Below are 18,026 nucleotides of genomic sequence, written 5' to 3'. Positions count from 1 at the left end.
TGCCTGTCAGTCAAGCGGGCCGCTAACCCGCTGAATATACGTTCACTTGCGTTCTATCGATAACGCCTAAAACAATGCCAATTGGTAATTAATGATTATCCGATTTTCGTCTTGTTGGCGGGTGTTCGGGATGTTGTTTCGTACCATTGCGTTTTTCCACATGACGCTAACGCCTTTTAACGGTCCCGATTGCACGACATAGGCCAGCGTTATATCGCGTTCCCACTCACTGGAATGGCTGGAAGCGATGGTATTGATGTCATCACCTTTAACGTATACAACCCCCGCCGTCGCACCGGGCAAGCCCAGTTTCGCGAAGTCAAAAGCGTAGCGTGCTTGCCAGGACTTCTCGCCAGCGTGCACGAATTTCTGGACCTGCATTTCCGTGATGGTGTAAGTGGTCGGACCGTCACCCTGGTTCAAATAAGGGAAATCGCTTTTTCCGTTGCTAACTTCATAGCCGGCTCCAAAGGTGTGACCGGCAACGGCATAGGTGAATAATCCACTGAACAGGTTGTTATCGACTTTGCCTTTTATCGTATTGCCGCCATAGTAGCCTGTCGTAAAGTAAGCAGGGTCATGGCCGTTTGCACCATCATCGTGGCTATTGAAATATCGAATATCACTGGTCAGAACGCCAGAACCGACTGCCCAGTTATGAATCAGTCCTAGAAAGTGTTGCTTATAAAAATCTTCAAGGTTGCCGTAATAATATTGCAAGGTCAGATCTTTGGTCAGTTTGTAATCGCCGCCCGCATAAATGAATTTATTACTGAAGCGACCGGTGACAGGATTGTTGGCACCCGCAATTGACATGTTTTCGATATTGCTGGAGTTCCGGCCCTTGACCCCGTCGATTTGCCCTCCTACCAGGGTCAGATCCTTGATGTCCGCGGAGGTAACCTGGGTTCCCTGCCAGGTTTGGGGCAGCAAACGCCCGTCATTGCTGAAGATAACCGGCAGTTTCGGGACCAGAGTACCCAGCTTCAACTCGGTCTTGGATATCTTCACTTTCCCGGTCAATCCCAGACTGGAGAAATCGTCAACCGCATGGTCGCCGTCGCTAGGAAACACCACGCCACCGAAGTTGGTACCCGTTGGATTGCCATGCTTGCCGGCGCTTGAATCGAGCTTTACGCCAAGCATGCCTAAAGCATCGACACCGAACCCTACAGGGCCTTGGGTGTATCCGGAGATGAATTCCAGCTGGAAAGCCTGTCCCCATTCCGCTTGATAACTTTGATTGGCGGCTTGCTGCGCGGGTGTTGCAGAGTCACGATAATCGCTGTTGATATAGTAATTACGCAGTTTAAGCGCAGCCTTACTATCATCAATGAAACCAGCCGCATGGGCTTGCTGCGCCAATACACACATGGCAGCCGCAACGGTCAAAGTACATTTCATTTATGTGCACCCAAGTTTAGGTTGTTATTTTTGTATTAACTCTTCAGCGATTTTTCAGGCACAAATGCCCAAACAGCACATGGAGCATGAGCGCTGCTATTCAGAAGTTATTTATTGCAGACAGCCACTACATGGATCAATCAGCTTTGAGCTGAGCCTTCCATGTTGCCGGCGTACCCAGCTCAGAGTCGACCAACTGATTCTCGAATCGGTTGCGCTCACTGATGGCACTGGCGGAGCGATCGGTAATGGAAAACCAGAAAATACCGATAAATGCTACAGCCATCGAAAACAGGGCCGGATATTCATAAGGGAACCAGGCTTGCTGATGATGAAGGATCTTGACCCAAACGGTTGGACTGAGAATGCACAGGGTAATTGCCGATACCAGCCCCAGCGATCCGCCAATCACGGCGCCACGGGTCGTCAAGCCTTTCCAGTAGATCGATAACAACAGTACCGGAAAGTTGGAACTTGCGGCGATGGAGAACGTCAAGCTCACAATAAAGGCGATGTTTTGCTTTTCAAACGCAATCGCCAGGATGATCGACAACACACCCAGTACGATGGTCGTAACACGAGAGACGCGCATTTCGTCACGGTCGCTGGCGGTGCCGCGCCGCAAAGCATGTGCATAGAGATCATGAGAAACAGCTGACGAGCCAGCCAGGGTCAACCCTGCCACTACCGCCAATATCGTCGAGAACGATACCGCACACATGAATCCGAGGAAGACATTACCGCCGACGTTATGGGCGAGGTGAATCGCAACCATGTTAACGCCACCCAATATTCCACCTGATGCATCGTGATAGGCAGGATTGCTCGCAACCAGGGCGATGGTGCCAAAGCCAATGATGACAATCAGCGCATACCCTATGCCGACAAGACCGGAGGCATAAAGAATGCTTTGGCGCGCGGCTTTAACATCACCGACGGTGAAAAACCGCATGAGAATATGTGGAAGACCTGCCGTACCGAAGACCAGTGCCAACCCCAGGGAAATGGCGGATACCGGGTCGGTAATCAAACCTCCGGGGCTCATGATTGCCCCATGGGATGGATGAACCTGAGTGGCTTGAGTGAACAATTGGTTCAGGCTGAATCCGAACTCGGATAACACCATGAACGCCATGAAAACACAGCCGGTCAGCAGTAACACTGCCTTGATGATCTGAATCCAGGTAGTTGCCAGCATCCCGCCAAAGAACACATAGATGACCATCAGCGTACCGACGAGCAGTACAGCCGCGGTGTAATCAAAGCCGAACAGCAGTTCTACCAGTTTTCCAGCGCCTACCAGTTGAGACACCAGGTAAAGCAGCACGATCACGATAGAGCTGGACGCCGCAAAAGCTCGTATGGGTCTTGGCTTCAGCCTGTAGGACAGAACGTCCGCCAGGGTGTAGCGCCCAAGGTTGCGCAATGGCTCCGCGATCAGGAACAGAATGATCGGCCAGCTTGCAAGAAAGCCGATTGAGTAGATCAGCCCATCGAAGCCACTGGTAAAAACCAGGGCGGAGATGCCCAGTAACGACGCTGCGGACATGTAGTCTCCGGCGATGGCCCAACCATTCTGGAAACCGGTAATTTTGCCGCCTGCCGCATAGTGATCGGCAACACTGTTGTTTTTACGCGCGGCCCATCGTGTGACAAATAGAGTGAATACGACGAACGCCAGGAACATGCCTATGGCAATGGGATTATGTTTGGGCACTGCGGCGGGGACATCGCTCGCGTATACAGTTGCCGAAGCAAGGATGGCCGAGAATGTAATAAGAAGACGCTTCATTTTTTGAAGCTCCTGATGATTGTTTTTATTTTTGGGTCGTAGCAGGTGTTGGTGCGCCATACGTAGACAGCCACGAGAAGAACCGTAAAGGCGAGCATTGCGAAGCCAATCGGCACGCCCCACGTCATGGGTTGACCTTCGGTGATAGGTGTACCCAAGCGGGCAGGAATAAAGGCCAGCGAAAGAATGAAGCCGAAATATACCGCCAGCATCAGAGCAGTCATGCTCCACGAAAATATTCGTCGCTGTTTTACCAACGCACGAAACTGCGGGTTTTCGAGAATCGGATTTTGAATGGTGTCTTCAAGCCGTTCAGCGGACACGGCCGGGCCACCGTCTTGCGGATATGCATGTTCCATGGTTCTCTCCTGCGAAGGGCGTGTAACTGAATTAAAACTTCACGGGCACTGCGGTTTCACGCATCACGGCTTCTGGAGTCCGGTACAACTCAGCCATTTCGCGCTCTTCCTCGCTTTTCAATTGCGCCTGCATATACGCGCCAAGATGCCTGGCGTGCTGAACGATCGAGGCGCCGAAACGGCAGCGTTGTTGGCTATAGTCCGCCAAGGCATCTTCAACGGAGGCATGTCGTTCAAGTGCTTCGACGATTGCCAAGGCATCACCGGCCGCCTTGGTGACACCCATCCCGCAATGGGGACGGACCACAAATGCAGCATCGCCGAGCAAAGCGACTCGTCCGAAATTCATCTTCGGTACTTCCAGGTCGTAAATCGGCTGGAACAGCGGTTGCGTGGCTTTCTTCACGACTTCGGCAAACTGCGGGGCAAGTAGCGTATCGGCGGACTTATACATATTGGCGAGCACGTCACGACGTATCAGTGCCGGAGGAATTCCACCTTCAAACTGTTTACCGCTCTCATCCCGGAGCAGATCCTTCAACTCATCGTCGCCGCTGGTGCGGTACCAGACAAAGTTGTAACGACGCTCTCCTGCAAGAGTGCTGTTCGACTGGCCAGCAACTGGATACCCCAGAATTTGCTCGCGCGGGGGTAAACAGAACGCAAATTTATCGAAGAGCGATGCGTGGGTGGAGTCGCAAAGAACACCTTCATCGACCAACCCGCGCCATGCGATATAGCCGGCGTATTGCAGGTGTAAGTCAGGCAAAAGCTGCTGGCGAATCGTCGACCGGAATCCATCGGCAGCAATAATGATGTCCGCTTGATGGGTTGTGCCATCAGCCAATGTGACACTGGCATGGGACTCCGTACTTTCGACCGAGACGACGCTGCCACCGCAACGATAGAGCGAGTCTGGAAAAGCGGCGCGAAGCACCTGGTACATCTTCCCCCACGCAGTCAGCGTTTGCGGGAGCGCGTTCTCGAGTACGACATCGCCGTCCTGGGCCAACGTGACGCGCGACAGTACATCGATACCTACCGACGCATCGAGTGGGATACCCGCTGCAGCCATCGCCTCGAACAATTCAGGGTGTGTAACGATCCCTGCGCCACGTCCAGCGAGTTCGTCCGGAACACGTTCGAAGACTTCTACATCCCAACCTTTGCGTAGCAACATGTTCGCTGCAAACAGACCTCCCAGCGAGCCACCTGCGACAATAGCGCGGCGCTTGTTCGTCATATTAATCATGGCTGCACCTCCACAGTCGCAGCGACATGGGCGGTGTAGGAACCGACGGCTTCAATCTCGGAGGCCGGGAAGTTGAGTTCGATGGTGACACCGCTAGGATCTTCGATGAAGACCTGATGCAGGCCCAGGCTCGGAACGGTGCGATCACGCCAGGCAATGCCTTGCGCTTTGAAGACGCTCCAGAACTCAACCAGGCCTGTTACCAGAAAAGCAATGTGATCAACGGTCCCGGTGCCCTTCAGCGGGATTTCCTTGTCGCCGAGATACGTCTTCAGGCCCTCTGGGTTGGAGGGATCGATCCCGATAATGTGGACCGTACCAAAGTCTTGCTCATCCCCTCCCATGTACAACCACACGCCAGGAAAGTCGAACGGCGGCCGGTAGCCGGGGGTGAAACCGAGCACCCTTTCATAAAATTGGCTGGACTTTTCCAGGTCGAACGACCGGATCGAGTAGTGAGCGAGTTTTCGGACTTGCATGGTGCCTCCAACAGTTTTTTGTAGTTATTTATCGTTCGATAAACAATAAGACCTGATGAAATTGAAGTAAATAGCCGCAGGACAAGATTTTTTGAGGACTGCCCCTGAACCACGTCGTGGTGTCGTCTCGGCAGGGCGAGTTCCAGGCGTTTGGAAAGGGCTTTTCAGAGCGAAATAGCGGGGTGCGCGCCCTCCCGCCACCTATCCAGCTAAAGGCTGAAACAGGTGATGAGTGGTCGACAAAAAGAAGGGTGGAAGCAGGATGTCATCAGGTGGGCAAGCGGAAAAATCAATTCAAGCAAGGCTTTTCGCCGAGGTCGTTGTCGACTTGAGCCAATACATGGGGACCGCCATTGAGGAACGCATCGACCATCTGCTCTATCAGCGCATCAATGTCCTCGGTCACTGGAAGATCGTAGATCCATTTGCGCACGCCAATATAGAAAATGCTGGCATGCAAACTCCAGATCAGTTCGAGCTCTTTTTCATTGATCGTTTCACCGCAGGAAGGCGCCAGACCATGGGCATGGCGAATTTCCGCGATAACAGGAATGAAGACTCGCTCACGCAATTTGGCCAGATACCGATCGTTGATGCCTTCACGGGTCAACCCGGCAAAAACGAAGATGCGAATCCATTCTCGCCGCAAAATCACGTTTGCGTATGAGGTATAGAAACGAACCAGGCGAGCCTGAAGGGGTTGCGAACGATCCTTGATCATCGTCTCCCAAGAGGCATCCCACTGATATACCTCGTCGTAAACGCGGTCGATCAATGCCTCTTTGCTGGGGAAATAGCGATAGAGCAACGGCTGGGTAACGTCCAGTTGCCGCGCCAGCTCACGGGTACTTCCCGAAAATCCGCACGTCGCAAAGTGCTCGATGGCTTTTTGCACGATCTGCTTTTCCCGGACCTCTGGCGAAAGGCGCCGAGTCGCCGCTTTGACGGTGCCCTGTGAGTCCGCTGATTTTTCCGACGTTCTCTCGTCTACGTTTTTTGAGTCTTGCATAACGCCTCACTAGAGCTTCATCGAGGCATCATACAAAACAAAAGAATGCGCTGGCTATGAACCCGACCCGGCGTCCGAGAACGTGAGCTGTTCCGTTACCGGGCAGGCGTTCAGGCAGCGCAATAACTCAGTGACTCTGCCCGTCTCTACGGGACACCACCAGGAAGACGATCAAGGTGACCAGTGACAATGCACTCCCGACTGCGGCAATCGCCAACCAGCTGAAGTGGTCATAAAGCGAGCTGGCCACCGAGGAGCCGATCGCCCCGCCAATGAAGATGCTGATCATGTACAACGCATTCAGACGGCCTCGGTTGGCAGTGCCCAAGGCGTAGACGGCTCGTTGCCCAAGCACCATGTTCATCTGCACGGCAAAGTCCAGCACGATCCCCGTAACTGCTAAGCCGATCACACCGTAAAAAGGATTGATGAAGGCCGGCAGGAAACTCACTGCGCCCAATATCATGGCCAACTGTGAGGCTCGTCGAGTGTGCCCTGCATCAGCGAGTCGACCACTGATAGGTGCGGCGATTGCACCGATGGCGCCGACCAGAGAGAACATCGCAATCTGACTTTGCGTGAGGCCGAACTCACGGCTCAACACCAGGGGGACAGCGGTCCAGAACAAACTGAACGCGGCAAACATCAACCCTTGATAGAGCGCTCGCTGACGCAATACAGGCTCGCGGCAAAACAGTTGTCCAAGGGACTTCAGCAACTGACCATACGACGCGCGATGGGTCGGTTGCCATTTGGGCATGGTCATGCCGATCACCATGGAGATGACGAGCATCAACGCAGCCGCGCCGATAAATACTGCCCGCCAGCCGAAATGATCAGCAACCAGGCTCGACAGCGGCCGCGCAAGCAGGATCCCCGACAGCAAGCCCCCCATGATTGCGCCCACCACTCGGCCACGAGACTCTTCCGGTGCCAGGTGCGCGGCCAATGGAATCAGCATTTGCACGGAGACCGAGCTGAAACCGATGAGTGCCGAGACGACAAGAAACACACTCGGTTGCCTGGCCAAACCAGCGGCGATCAGACTGAAGATTGTAACCACGATCGTCGTGATCATCAGTCGGCGGTTTTCCATGAGGTCCGCCAAGGGGACCAGGAAAAACAATCCGAGTGCGTAACCAATTTGAGTCAGCGATACGATAAAGCTGGCGCTGCCATTCGACATGCCGATATCCGGGGCGATCAAGCTGATAATCGGTTGTGCGTAATAGATGTTGGCCACGATGGCACCACAACAAAACGCAAAGAGAAGCACCATTCCCCTTGTCATTGAAGCTTTGGTTATCGCCGCTGCTGTGCCGCTTGTTGAAACGCTCATGCCATGAACTCCTGAGGTTCGACAGCGGTGACTTTCCAATGAAGGTCACCCGCCTGATGATTGTCAGGTCACAAAATAGGCGGCACGCCCTACCGAGTGAATATGGACATGGCGCAACGTCATGTTGCGTCGTGCGCAAAAGCTGCCTGGGCGCAATCAACGCCTCCCGTGTGCATCATTGGCGGGAATGAGAAGGACAAAAGCGGGTTATGTGTGTCGACCGGGTTACCAAGAGGCTCAGGCCAAATCTCTGTGTATCACAGTGTGTCAGCACCAACGCCCGATACACAGACTTTCACCCGCCCGGCGATTCGACACAGGCCAGATACGTTGCCGCGTTTCAATGCAAGCCAGGTTTGCAGGGGCACAGACCGGCCCCCTGCCCCATGACTAGCAATGGAGACATCCCATGAAAATGGCACTGCGCAACAGCAACACCGGCAACGCTCGCCGCCACTTGGTCGGCCCTTCGATCCTTGCGCTGACCCTGTTCGGCGTTTTCGGCGCAGCCCACGGGCAAACGGCTGCCACTGCGCAGCCAGCGGTAACCCCGGCTGACACCACTCAGGCGGCGCCCTCGCCGTTCGGCCCACTCAAACATGTCAACGCCGGGCTGCTGGACGTGGCGTACGCTGAAACAGGCCCGGCCAACGGGCCGGTGGTGATCCTGCTGCACGGCTGGCCATACGACATTCACAGCTATGACGAGGTCGCGCCCTTGCTGGCAGCCAAGGGTTACCGGGTGCTGATGCCCTATGCCCGCGGCTATGGCGATACGCATTTTCTTTCCGACAAAACCCTGCGCAATGGCCAACCGGCTGCGCTGGCCAGTGATGTCATCGACTTCATGGATGCCCTGAAGATCAAGCAAGCGGTGCTCGGTGGTTATGACTGGGGTGCGCGTTCGGCCGACATTGTCTCGGCGTTGTGGCCGGAGCGGGTCAAGGCGTTGGTCTCGGTCAGCGGTTATCTGATCGGCAACCAGGCGGCCGGCAAGAACCCGTTGCCACCCAAGGCGGAATTGCAGTGGTGGTATCAGTTCTACTTCGCCACTGACCGTGGTCGCGCCGGTTATGAAAAGAACACCCACGACTTCGCCAGGTTGATCTGGCAATCGGCTTCGCCGAAATGGGCGTTCGATGACGCCACCTTCGACCGCAGTGCCAAGGCGCTGGACAACCCGGACCATGTCGATATCACCGTGTTCAACTACCGCTGGCGCCTGGGCCTGGTCCAGGGCGAAAGCCGGTACGAAGCGCTGGAGCAGAAACTGGCCACGGCGCCGTCCATCAGCGTGCCGACCATTACCCTGGAAGGCGATGCCAACGGCGCGCCCCACCCTGCCCCCGAGGATTACGCCAAGCGTTTCAGCGGCAAGTACCAATTCCGGCTGATCAGTGGCGGCATCGGCCACAACCTGCCGCAGGAAGATCCGCAGGCGTTCGCCAAGGCGGTGATCGATGCGGATCATCTTTAAGGGCGGATCCGGCATTCGCCTGCTGTTGCCGAATAACCACCTTCGTGGGCACGGTCCCTTGCAGGAGCCAGCTTGCTGGCGATGGTCGTAAACGATAACGCGTGTGAACCGGATAAACGCGGTGCACTTGAGTCCATCGCCGGCAAGCCGGCTCCTACAGGTATTGGTGCGGCAAACATGAGCTATCTTTTCAGCAACTCACCTGCATCAGGTGACCGCTGACAAGTCAGGACGCTTTATGATTCGTTTGCCCCGACGCCACGCTCTCTTTGCCTTGACCATTGCCAGTACGCTCGCCGCCACGCCTCTGCCGGGGGCACAGAACCGCGCTGTCGAAGCCACCGCCGCCAGCGCGGTCGCGGGCCCCGTCGCTGGCACCAAAGTCACTGAGCCGTACGTGCGCATGATGGCGCGCGAGGCGTATTTCTGGGGTTGGCCGATGGCCAACATCTTCAATCGTCGCCAGACCTTCAAAGACCTGCCCGAACCCGGATTGATGGGCGGCATCGTGCCCGTGGCTCCGATCAATCGGTTGTCGATGCTCAGCGACTACATCGACCCGGCCGAGCGGTGGGTGGCCTGTCCGAACCAGGACGTGGTGTACGGCGCCGGCAGCATCGCCCTGGACATTGAGCCGGTGGTGCTGCAAGTACCGGACTTCGACGGCCGTTTCTGGGTGTATCAGGTGGTCGACCTGCGTTCCGACAGCTTTGCCGAACTGGGCAAAATGTATAACACCCAACCGGGTTTCTACCTGCTGGTCGGCCCGGACTGGAACGGCAAGGTGCCGCCCGGCATCAAGCGGGTGTACCGGGCGCGCACCAACACCGGGTTCGTGATCCCGCGGGTATTCCAGGATGACACCGCTACCGACCGTCTGGCTGTGCAACCGGCACTGTCGGGCATCGACATGTACCCACTGTCGCAGTACGACGGCAAGATGAAGACGCGAGCCTGGGCCAGGCTGCCGAAATTCCCGACCCAGGCTTCCGAAGGCAACGCCGAAACCAAATGGGTGGTACCTGAGAAGTTCTTCGACGAACTGCCGACCCTGCTCAAGGATGCCAAGCCATTGCCGGGCGAAGAGTCCCGCTACGCACAAATGGCCGCCCTGGCGGCCATCGCCAAAGCCGACCCGCAACTTCGCGCCGCGATGATCGACGAGGCGAAGAAGGCTGACAACGAAGTGATCGACCCGCTGTTGCAGTTCCGCAACTATGGCCTGCAATTGCCCGATCACTGGAGCACAGTGAGCAACGGCGCAGCGTTCGGCACTGACTATTTCAGCCGTACCGCCGTGGCGCGCTCGAACATATTCGTCAATCAGCAGAAAGAGACCAAATACTTCTACCAGGACCTGGATGAGAACGGCCTGCGCCTTAACGGTCAGTACGGCTACAGCCTGACATTCGCCAAAGGCAAGCTGCCGCCAGTCAGGGGCTTCTGGTCGCTGACGCTGTACAACGAACAACATTTCTTCGCCCCGAATGCCCTCAAGCGCTATTCCATTGGCACCAAGAACAAGTCCCTGCAAATCAACCCTGATGGCTCGTTGACCCTTTACGTGCAAAGCGAATCACCCGGCAAGGACAAGGAAAGCAACTGGCTGCCCTCGCCCAGGGACGCCAGTTTTTCGCTGTATATCCGGGCTTACTGGCCAGAGTCCGAGGCACTCAACGGCCAATGGACCCCACCGGCCGTGGTGAAAACGAACTGAGCAGAATTGGCAAACACCAATCCTTGTGGGAGCGAGCCTGCACACGTCGGTCAAAGACAGCACACCGATTCAATATTCCCGATTCGATCTGCGTAACCATGACGTCCTCACTCACCCCGTAAGGACCCTGTCATGGCCATTGCAAAAGCAGTCCCCGGCAAAACCCTGCTGACCCCGACCGACCACACCCTGATCATGATCGACCACCAGTCGCAGATGTCCTTCGCGACCAAGTCGATCGACGCCGTGACCCTGCGCAACAACGCCGCACTGGTAGCCAAGGCAGCCCGTGGCTTCAAGGTCTCGACCATTCTCACCACCGTCGCCGAGAAGAGCTTTTCCGGGCCGATCTTCGACGAAATCAAAGCCGTGTTCCCGGAACACAACGTCATCGACCGCACCAGCATGAACACCTGGGAAGACGAGCGCATTGCCGTGCAAGTCAATGCCATCGGCAAGCAGAAGATTGTCCTCGCCGGTCTGTGGACCTCCGTTTGCATCGTCGGCCCGGCGCTGTCGGCGATCGATCAGGGCTTCGAGGTGTATGTGATTGCCGATGCCTGTGGCGACGTCAGCACCGAAGCCCATGAAATGGCCATGCAGCGCATGATCCAGATCGGCGCCCGGCCGATGACCGCGTTGCAATACCTGCTGGAACTGCAACGTGACTGGGCGCGCAGCGAGACCTACGACGAAACGGTGAAAACCTCGATTGCCAACGGCGGTGCCTACGGTCTGGGCCTGATCTACGCCAAGACCATGTTTGGTGCATCCGAAGGCCATTAAGGTCCGTTGAAAAAAACCAGCGACTGCAGGCGGACTCCCGTAGGAGCGAGCTTGCTCGCGATGGTCGTTAACGATAACGCGTGTTTACCGGCTGAACGCGGCGCTATTGAGACCATCGCGAGCAAGCTCGCTCCTACAGTGAATCATCGCAGTCGCTACCCCCTGTGGTGAACCATTGATGACCCTCTTCCCGCAAGACTTCAGGGTGACGATTGCCCTGTGCTTCTGCCTGTTCGCTACCCACTCAATGGCCGATGAACCGGCACAAGGCGCAGAAGGATTTTTCGACGGAGCGACCCTTGGCGTACTCAGCCGAAACTTTTATCTGAACAGCGACTATCGATCCCCCTCGCCAACCGGCAAGAGCTACAAAGCCGAATGGGCTCAAGGTTTTATCGGCGCTTTTGCATCCGGTTTCACGCCGGGCACGGTCGGCTTCGGCCTCGATGCCCATGCCTTTCTGGGATTGAAACTCGATAGCGGCAAGGGCCATTCCGGGACCGGATTACTGCCGGTAGGCAGTGACGGCCGCAGTGAAAGCGATTACTCCGGCGGTGGCGGCGCGATCAAGCTCAAGGCCTCGAACACCACCCTGGCGTTTGGTGAAATGGAGGTCGAAAGCCCGGTGTTCGACACCGCGGACAAACGCCTGCAACCGGAGTACGCCAGCGGTTTTCTGCTCGACAGCCGCGAAATCGACGGCATGAACCTGCAAGCCGGCCACTTCACGGCATTCAAGAATCAGGACAGTGCTTCAGGCAAGGGTAACTTTTTCGGCTATGGCGCCAACACCGAGGCTGGCGGCATTTCGTTTGTCGGCGCCGATCTGTTTACACAAAGCCCGATTGGCGGCGCCCTGTATGCCTCAGATCTGACTGACACCTGGCACCAGTACTACGGCAACCTGCACTTCAAGCAGACCGAAGTCTTCCTCGACGCCAACCTCTATCACACCCGGGACACCGGTCAGGCACTGGCCGGTGCCATCGACAATACGGCGTACAGCTTGTCCGGCCGATACACGCTGGGCGCCCATGGTTTCACCCTGGCCTATCAGAAAATCAACGGTGATACGCCGTTCGATTTTGTCGGTGGCGACTCCATCTACCTGGCCAACTCGATCAAGTACGCCGACTTCAACGGCGCCCACGAACGCTCCTGGCAAGTTCGCTACGACCTGGACCTGGCCACCTTCGGGATACCCGGCCTGAAGTTCATGACCCGTTACGTCACCGGCGACCAGATCGACGGCACCCATGCGCCACAAGGCGGGGCCTACAACCCGTTCGACCCGGCGACCGGCACCTTCGTGCCGCAACAGGGTGATGGGGGTAAACACTGGGAGCGAGACATTGATTTGAAGTACATCGTCCAAACGGGTGCGGCGAAAGACCTGTCGGTGCAGGTGTCGCACGTTTCGCACCGGGCCAATGAGGCGCAGGCAGGTGATGACATAGACCGGATATATGTAGTGATTCAGTACCCGCTGGGGTTCTGAGCAAAGCAATCGGCAATGTCTGGAATGCATTCAATTGTTGGAGCGGGCTTGCCGCAGAGCTGCAAATTCTGTTCGGACTGGATGGATCGCGACAGAGGCCCGACTGCTCGATACCGCACCAATAGTATGATAGGTTGCACGCAGTCGACCATCTCTGTGGAGGCCCAATCATGGGAACCGTACGAAAAACCATCACTGTGACTGACCAGCAAGACAACTGGATCAAAGCGCAGATAGAAGCGGGCCATTACACCAACGACAGCGAATATATTCGCGATCTGATCCGTCGTGAACAGGAGCGCAGCGCTGAACTCGAAACGATCCGTGCCGCCCTTCGGGAAGGTGAATCCAGCGGAAAACCTCGCCCATTCGATCCCGTTGCATTCAAACAGAGAATGTTAACCGCGCATGGCTGACGCGAGCAGGCTCGCTCCCACAGGGGATTGGGTTGAGTCAGAAAGTTTGGGGTTGATTGGCGGAAGGCAGCCGGAGTCGAACCTGCCCGGGAACGGATGCCGTCCCCAACCGGGTTTGAAGCCCGGCCGCGCCACCGGGCGCGATTGCCTTCCTTGAAGTCTTGCCTCTGAATCATGCCCTTGAATCAGTGCTCATTGCGCCGGGCCAACGCACTGTCCGGGCGAATCTGCCGTCGATCGCCAAAGCGCCGGGTCAGGCCGATACGGTCGAAGTACTCCAGTATCTGAATGCTGCGCTTGCGCCCCAGGCCCACCGCGTCCCGAAATGCCGCCACCTGAATCACCGGATTGGCGTCGGCCAGTTGCAACAGCATAGCCGCCAATCGGTGAATCATGCTGTCGGTGTAAAACAGGTCGCGCACCACTTGATGCATCAAGCCCAGGCGCGCCATTTTGCGCAGCAGATCGCGCACAACCGCTTCCTCATGCCCCAGGTCGCGCACCCACGGCGGGTCGAAACCGGCCTGTTCGAACAGCGGCTGCAAGTGTAGCCACAGGGCTTCGTCCTCTTCGCTCAAACGCACCTGATGCCCGGGCAGATGCAACCACGGACCGCTGCTGGCGATGTCGCCGCTGGCCAGTAACTCCTCGAGCAGGGTGATAAATGTCGCGCGTTCCATCGTGCTGCCGGCGAAACGGCGCAAGCGATCGCGGTCCGGTCCCATTTGATCCGCATCGAGCTGATGAAAGCGTGCGAGGTGCTCCAGTACCGCCAGCTTCAAGGCTTGCCAACGGCTGGCACTGAACAGCAACGCGCCTTGACGGGTGTCGATCAAGCGCACATCAGCGGGCAACACCCAACTGCTGCGCGGTCGGTTGAACTGCCGTTCCAGGCGCTGCGGATCGATCCCGCTGTCGCTATGGGCCAGCAATGCCGGCAATACATCTTCCAGCGTTGCGCTGTTCGCCAGCGCGACCAGTTGCGCCAACCGCTCGGGGCTGCGGCGTTGCCGGGTGGGTGCAAACGGGTCGATCACCCGGCCGCCACCCAGCGTACGTTGGGCACTCTGATCGCGCAGGACCAGCGGATCGCCCCTCACCGCATGCACCGGTGCATTGAGCAGCAGTTGGGCCAACATCCGCCCACCGGGCGCCAGGCTGGTGCCTTCGAGCAAGGCGATTCGACCGGTGACGTCCTGGGTGCCGAGGTGCGCGTGCACCGGTTGAAAGTGCTCCAAGGCGCGGGATTCGCCGGGGAGTAACTGCATGTCGATGTCCAGGCGCTGTGTCGGTGCGTACAAGCCGGCGGCCAGCAACCAGTGGCCGCGATGGATGTGCTCCAGGGCCAGCCGTTCGGCACTCAGGTTCAACGCCACGCGCTGGCCGGCAATGGCGTGGTCGGTGGCCTGGTTTTGCGCGTGCAGGCCGCGAATGCGCACCGGTTTGCCTTGTGGCCCCAGTAGCAGGGTATCGCCCACTGCGACCTGGCCGGACAGCGCCGTACCGGTCACCACGATACCGGCCCCGGCCACGCTGAAGGCCCGATCGATCGCCAGGCGAAAACCACCTTCGGTGCTGCGTTGCGACACTTCACGCTGGGCATCGAGCAGCGCCTGGCGCAAGGTGTCGATGCCATCAAAGGTCACGCTCGACAGTGCAATCAGCGGTGCATTGGCATACGGCCCCGGCGCCAGCAATGCTTCCACCTGCTCGCGAACAGCCTGCACCCGGTCGCCATCGACCCGGTCGCATTTAGTGATTGCCACCAACGCCCGGGGAATGCCCAGCAACTCGACAATCGCCAGATGCTCGCGGGTCTGAGGCATCACCCCGTCATCGGCGGCCACCACCAGCAACACCAGATCGATACCCTGCGCCCCGGCCAGCATGTTGTGGGTGAAGCGTTCATGGCCGGGAACGTCGATGAAACCGGTCAGCTGCGCATTCGGCTCCAGCGCGGCATACAGGTAGCCGAGGTCGATGGTCATGCCACGCTCGCGCTCCTCGCGGCGCCGGTCACCCGCCTGACCCGTCAGCGCCTGGAGCAGCGCGGTTTTGCCATGGTCGATGTGCCCTGCGGTGCCGACAATCACCCTGCCCGACCCTCCACCTGTAATTGATCGAGTTGCGCCAGCCATGCCGGCTCGTCGTCCAGTTGCCGCAGATCCAGCCACAGGGCGTCATCGTCGATGCGCCCGAGAACCGCAATCGGTAAACCGCGCAAAGCCTGCTCAAGAGTCAGCAAGGATCGCCCGCGCAAGCGCTTGGAGGTGAGTGGTCGCACACACAGCGCCGCACTGGCCAGCCGTGCCACCGGTTGGCTGCCGCTGCCGATCATGCCCAGTGCCGGCATGGCACTGACGCTCCAGCCCTCACCCAGCACCTGGGCCAGCGTTGGCCGCAATCGCTCGGCCTGGGCGAGGATATCGGCCTGTGGCCGGGTCAGCAGGCGCAGACTCGGCAAGCGCTCGGCCAGTCGGTCCGGGTTGCGGTACAAAGCCAACACCGCTTCCAGGGCCGCCAGGGTCATTTTGTCGACCCGTAGCGCACGTTTGAGCGGGTTTTTCTTGATCCTGGCGATCAATTCCTTGCGGCCGACGATAAGCCCGGCTTGCGGCCCGCCGAGCAGTTTGTCGCCACTGAAGGTAACGATGTCCGCGCCATCGAGCAGCGCCTGGCGTACCGTCGGTTCGGCGGGCAAGCCCCAGCGGGTCAGGTCCAGCAGGCTGCCGCTGCCGAGGTCTTCAAGCAACGGCAGTCCATGCTGGTGGGCGATTTGCGCCAGTTCAGCCGTCGCCACACGCGTGGTGAAGCCTTGAATGCTGTAGTTGCTCGCATGCACGCGCAGGATCAATGCGCTGCGCGGGCCCATGGCGGCCTCGTAGTCGCGGGCATGGGTGCGGTTGGTGGTGCCTACTTCAACCAGCTTCACCCCGGCGCGGGCCATGATGTCGGGGATGCGAAAGGCGCCACCGATTTCGATCAGTTCGCCCCGGGAAATAATCCCCTCCTTGCGCGCCCCCAGGCTGTTGAGGGTCAGCAAGACCGCTGCGGCATTGTTGTTGACCACGGTCACCGCTTCAGCGCCGGTCAGTTCGCGGATCAAGCCTTCGATCAGGTCGTCGCGGTCACCGCGCTTGCCGCTGCGCAGGTCGAATTCCAGGTTGAGCGGATAGCGGGCCGCCATTTGCACCGCCTCAATCGCCTCTTCGGGCAACAACGCCCGCCCGAGGTTGGTGTGCAAGACTGTGCCGGTGAGGTTGAACACCCGGCGCACCTGGCTGCGATGCTGGATGGCCAGTCGTTCGCCGACCCTGCCCGCCAGCACTTCGGCGCTGACTTCTGCAGGTTCGAGCAAACCCTGCTGCCCCCCTTCGCGCAACTCATCCAGCAAAAGCCGCAAGGTACTCAGCAAGGCGTCGCGTCCATAACGCTCAGCCAACGGCTGGCACGCCGGGTGCCGCAACAGACTGTCGATGGAAGGTAGACGCAGGGGTTGGCTGGCACCGCGTGCAGACATCTGACGCTCCTGAAAACGAAAGACCCTCGCGCCAGAGTGTAGACGCTGCGCTTATTCGTCTCCCGGAGCCAGCAGCAGATTCGGTGCCAAACGCTGATAACCGTCCTGGGTCAGGCGCATATCGAGCATCAGGCTGGACAGGTCTGTCGATAGCGCTTCGGCATCCGCATCGTTCTCCAGATAGAGCAGCTTCAGATAGCTGTTGCAACCGGGGCAGACTTCGGCGCGCAGCGGTGCCTGGTTGGCGGCATGGCGGTCATCTTCAAGGCTGAGGTATTCCAGGCCCTTGCTCTGCTCGCAATACACGCACTTGACCCGCACCACATGCCACTCGCAGGCGCACAGCGAACAGACCAGATAACGCAAACCATTGTACTTGCCACGATGGCGGATGACCCCGGCCATGGCCGGCGAGCCACAGGCCGGGCACTGGCTGAGGCTGTCACCGCGGGTCAGTTGCAGATTGGGCGTGCTCAACAGCCAGTGGCTCCAGGCGGTTTGCAGCGCCGCGCCGAGAAACGGCACCAGTGCTGCCGGCACCAGCGAATACTGGCCGCTGACCAACGCCACCGCCCAGGCGCGGCGCTGCCCGGCACCGGCCAGGCGCAAGGTTTGCACGGCATCGGCCACGGCAGATTGTGACGGTGCACTATAGCGTTGCAGCAAGGCATCGAGGTAAAGCTGCCAATCGTCTTCGCGCGCCAGACTGTCGGCCGCGAACGGCGGCAAGCCGTGTTGTTGGCACAACTCGATGCGTTGTCGGTCAAGGGGTTCGCTTAGCGGCGGGTCGTCCAGCACCTGTTGCTGCACCCGGCACAATCCGGCAATCAGACGCAGGTAATCGGCCAGCGGATGCCCTTCGGCCAGCGTTTCCAGGCGCAAGGCGCGCAGGCTGAACAGGTTATGCGGTGGCATGTACAGAAACGGCGGTGAACTGGCCGCCGCTTCGATTTCTCCGGGTTCGAGGATAGTTGGCAA

The 18,026-nt window shown here is 58.2% G+C and carries 16 protein-coding genes and 1 tRNA gene; 6 read left to right on the top strand and 11 right to left on the bottom strand.

The annotated features are described in order from the left end of the window. Positions 1 to 66: 66 nt before the first annotated feature. The 7 genes from ACM6IK_RS03095 to ACM6IK_RS03065 form a co-directional block, all read right to left on the bottom strand. Positions 67 to 1,404: an OprD family porin gene (locus ACM6IK_RS03095; RefSeq protein ID WP_414873104.1), complete on the bottom strand. Its 1,338-nt coding sequence runs from the start codon at positions 1,402 to 1,404 to the stop codon at positions 67 to 69. A gap of 136 nt (positions 1,405 to 1,540) precedes the next feature. Next, positions 1,541 to 3,196 (bottom strand): cation acetate symporter, encoded by a 1,656-nt coding sequence (locus ACM6IK_RS03090; RefSeq protein ID WP_414873103.1) that lies wholly within the window; start codon positions 3,194 to 3,196, stop codon positions 1,541 to 1,543. Then, a complete protein-coding gene (locus ACM6IK_RS03085) occupies positions 3,193 to 3,555 on the bottom strand; it encodes a DUF485 domain-containing protein (protein WP_414873102.1) in 363 nt (120 codons plus the stop codon). The genes ACM6IK_RS03090 and ACM6IK_RS03085 overlap by 4 nt, the downstream gene beginning before the upstream one ends. A gap of 31 nt (positions 3,556 to 3,586) precedes the next feature. After that, on the bottom strand, positions 3,587 to 4,807 hold the full coding sequence (locus ACM6IK_RS03080; protein ID WP_414873101.1) for an FAD binding domain-containing protein: 1,221 nt from the start codon (positions 4,805 to 4,807) through the stop codon (positions 3,587 to 3,589). Further along, positions 4,804 to 5,286: a VOC family protein gene (locus ACM6IK_RS03075; protein ID WP_414873100.1), complete on the bottom strand. Its 483-nt coding sequence runs from the start codon at positions 5,284 to 5,286 to the stop codon at positions 4,804 to 4,806. Before ACM6IK_RS03075 ends, ACM6IK_RS03080 begins: the two co-directional genes overlap by 4 nt. Positions 5,287 to 5,575: 289 nt before the next feature. Further along, positions 5,576 to 6,295: a TetR/AcrR family transcriptional regulator gene (locus tag ACM6IK_RS03070; RefSeq protein ID WP_414873099.1), complete on the bottom strand. Its 720-nt coding sequence runs from the start codon at positions 6,293 to 6,295 to the stop codon at positions 5,576 to 5,578. A 127-nt stretch (positions 6,296 to 6,422) separates the two neighbouring features. Then, on the bottom strand, positions 6,423 to 7,634 hold the full coding sequence (locus tag ACM6IK_RS03065) for an MFS transporter (RefSeq protein ID WP_414873098.1): 1,212 nt from the start codon (positions 7,632 to 7,634) through the stop codon (positions 6,423 to 6,425). Positions 7,635 to 8,043: 409 nt separating this feature from the next. Between ACM6IK_RS03065 and ACM6IK_RS03060 the strand changes: the two genes are divergently transcribed. From ACM6IK_RS03060 to ACM6IK_RS03035, 6 genes are all read left to right on the top strand, one after another. Beyond that, positions 8,044 to 9,111 carry an alpha/beta fold hydrolase gene (locus ACM6IK_RS03060; protein ID WP_414873097.1) on the top strand — a complete coding sequence of 356 codons (1,068 nt, stop codon included), beginning with the start codon at positions 8,044 to 8,046 and terminating at the stop codon, positions 9,109 to 9,111. A 72-nt stretch (positions 9,112 to 9,183) separates the two neighbouring features. Beyond that, positions 9,184 to 9,333, top strand: a complete 150-nt coding sequence (locus tag ACM6IK_RS03055; RefSeq protein ID WP_414873145.1) for a hypothetical protein — start codon at positions 9,184 to 9,186, stop codon at positions 9,331 to 9,333. A gap of 16 nt (positions 9,334 to 9,349) precedes the next feature. Continuing rightward, a complete protein-coding gene (locus ACM6IK_RS03050; RefSeq protein ID WP_414873096.1) occupies positions 9,350 to 10,828 on the top strand; it encodes a DUF1254 domain-containing protein in 1,479 nt (492 codons plus the stop codon). Positions 10,829 to 10,960: 132 nt separating this feature from the next. After that, on the top strand, positions 10,961 to 11,614 hold the full coding sequence (locus ACM6IK_RS03045; protein ID WP_414873095.1) for a hydrolase: 654 nt from the start codon (positions 10,961 to 10,963) through the stop codon (positions 11,612 to 11,614). Between the two features lie 178 nt (positions 11,615 to 11,792). Further along, positions 11,793 to 13,112 (top strand): OprD family porin, encoded by a 1,320-nt coding sequence (locus ACM6IK_RS03040; protein ID WP_414873094.1) that lies wholly within the window; start codon positions 11,793 to 11,795, stop codon positions 13,110 to 13,112. Between the two features lie 170 nt (positions 13,113 to 13,282). Continuing rightward, on the top strand, positions 13,283 to 13,528 hold the full coding sequence (locus tag ACM6IK_RS03035; protein WP_008045492.1) for a type II toxin-antitoxin system ParD family antitoxin: 246 nt from the start codon (positions 13,283 to 13,285) through the stop codon (positions 13,526 to 13,528). 57 nt (positions 13,529 to 13,585) lie between these two features. On the opposite strand, the gene ACM6IK_RS03030 is transcribed toward ACM6IK_RS03035, so the two are convergent. The 4 genes from ACM6IK_RS03030 to fdhE form a co-directional block, all read right to left on the bottom strand. Next, positions 13,586 to 13,681: transfer RNA gene (locus ACM6IK_RS03030), tRNA-Sec, on the bottom strand. Positions 13,682 to 13,713: 32 nt separating this feature from the next. Then, positions 13,714 to 15,621, bottom strand: coding sequence for a selenocysteine-specific translation elongation factor (selB, locus tag ACM6IK_RS03025; protein ID WP_414873093.1), 1,908 nt, complete (start codon positions 15,619 to 15,621; stop codon positions 13,714 to 13,716). Beyond that, on the bottom strand, positions 15,618 to 17,048 hold the full coding sequence (gene selA, locus ACM6IK_RS03020; protein ID WP_414873092.1) for an L-seryl-tRNA(Sec) selenium transferase: 1,431 nt from the start codon (positions 17,046 to 17,048) through the stop codon (positions 15,618 to 15,620). Before selA ends, selB begins: the two co-directional genes overlap by 4 nt. 51 nt (positions 17,049 to 17,099) lie before the next feature. Further along, positions 17,100 to 18,026 (bottom strand): formate dehydrogenase accessory protein FdhE, encoded by a 927-nt coding sequence (gene fdhE / locus ACM6IK_RS03015; RefSeq protein ID WP_414873091.1) that lies wholly within the window; start codon positions 18,024 to 18,026, stop codon positions 17,100 to 17,102.

The sequence above is a fragment of the Pseudomonas sp. IT-196MI5 genome, from assembly GCF_949767415.1.
Classification (GTDB): Bacteria; Pseudomonadota; Gammaproteobacteria; order Pseudomonadales; family Pseudomonadaceae; genus Aquipseudomonas.
Note: the sequence above shows the minus strand (reverse complement) of the source record. Positions and strands in the feature narration are given on the sequence as shown.

Coding starts and splice junctions, on each gene's coding strand:
- ACM6IK_RS03095 (WP_414873104.1), bottom strand. CDS start 1,404: ATGAAATGTACTTTGACCGTTGCGGCTGCCATGTGTGTATTGGCGCAG.
- ACM6IK_RS03090 (WP_414873103.1), bottom strand. CDS start 3,196: ATGAAGCGTCTTCTTATTACATTCTCGGCCATCCTTGCTTCGGCAACT.
- ACM6IK_RS03085 (WP_414873102.1), bottom strand. CDS start 3,555: ATGGAACATGCATATCCGCAAGACGGTGGCCCGGCCGTGTCCGCTGAA.
- ACM6IK_RS03080 (WP_414873101.1), bottom strand. CDS start 4,807: ATGATTAATATGACGAACAAGCGCCGCGCTATTGTCGCAGGTGGCTCG.
- ACM6IK_RS03075 (WP_414873100.1), bottom strand. CDS start 5,286: ATGCAAGTCCGAAAACTCGCTCACTACTCGATCCGGTCGTTCGACCTG.
- ACM6IK_RS03070 (WP_414873099.1), bottom strand. CDS start 6,295: ATGCAAGACTCAAAAAACGTAGACGAGAGAACGTCGGAAAAATCAGCG.
- ACM6IK_RS03065 (WP_414873098.1), bottom strand. CDS start 7,634: ATGAGCGTTTCAACAAGCGGCACAGCAGCGGCGATAACCAAAGCTTCA.
- ACM6IK_RS03060 (WP_414873097.1), top strand. CDS start 8,044: ATGAAAATGGCACTGCGCAACAGCAACACCGGCAACGCTCGCCGCCAC.
- ACM6IK_RS03050 (WP_414873096.1), top strand. CDS start 9,350: ATGATTCGTTTGCCCCGACGCCACGCTCTCTTTGCCTTGACCATTGCC.
- ACM6IK_RS03045 (WP_414873095.1), top strand. CDS start 10,961: ATGGCCATTGCAAAAGCAGTCCCCGGCAAAACCCTGCTGACCCCGACC.
- ACM6IK_RS03040 (WP_414873094.1), top strand. CDS start 11,793: ATGACCCTCTTCCCGCAAGACTTCAGGGTGACGATTGCCCTGTGCTTC.
- ACM6IK_RS03035 (WP_008045492.1), top strand. CDS start 13,283: ATGGGAACCGTACGAAAAACCATCACTGTGACTGACCAGCAAGACAAC.
- selA (WP_414873092.1), bottom strand. CDS start 17,048: ATGTCTGCACGCGGTGCCAGCCAACCCCTGCGTCTACCTTCCATCGAC.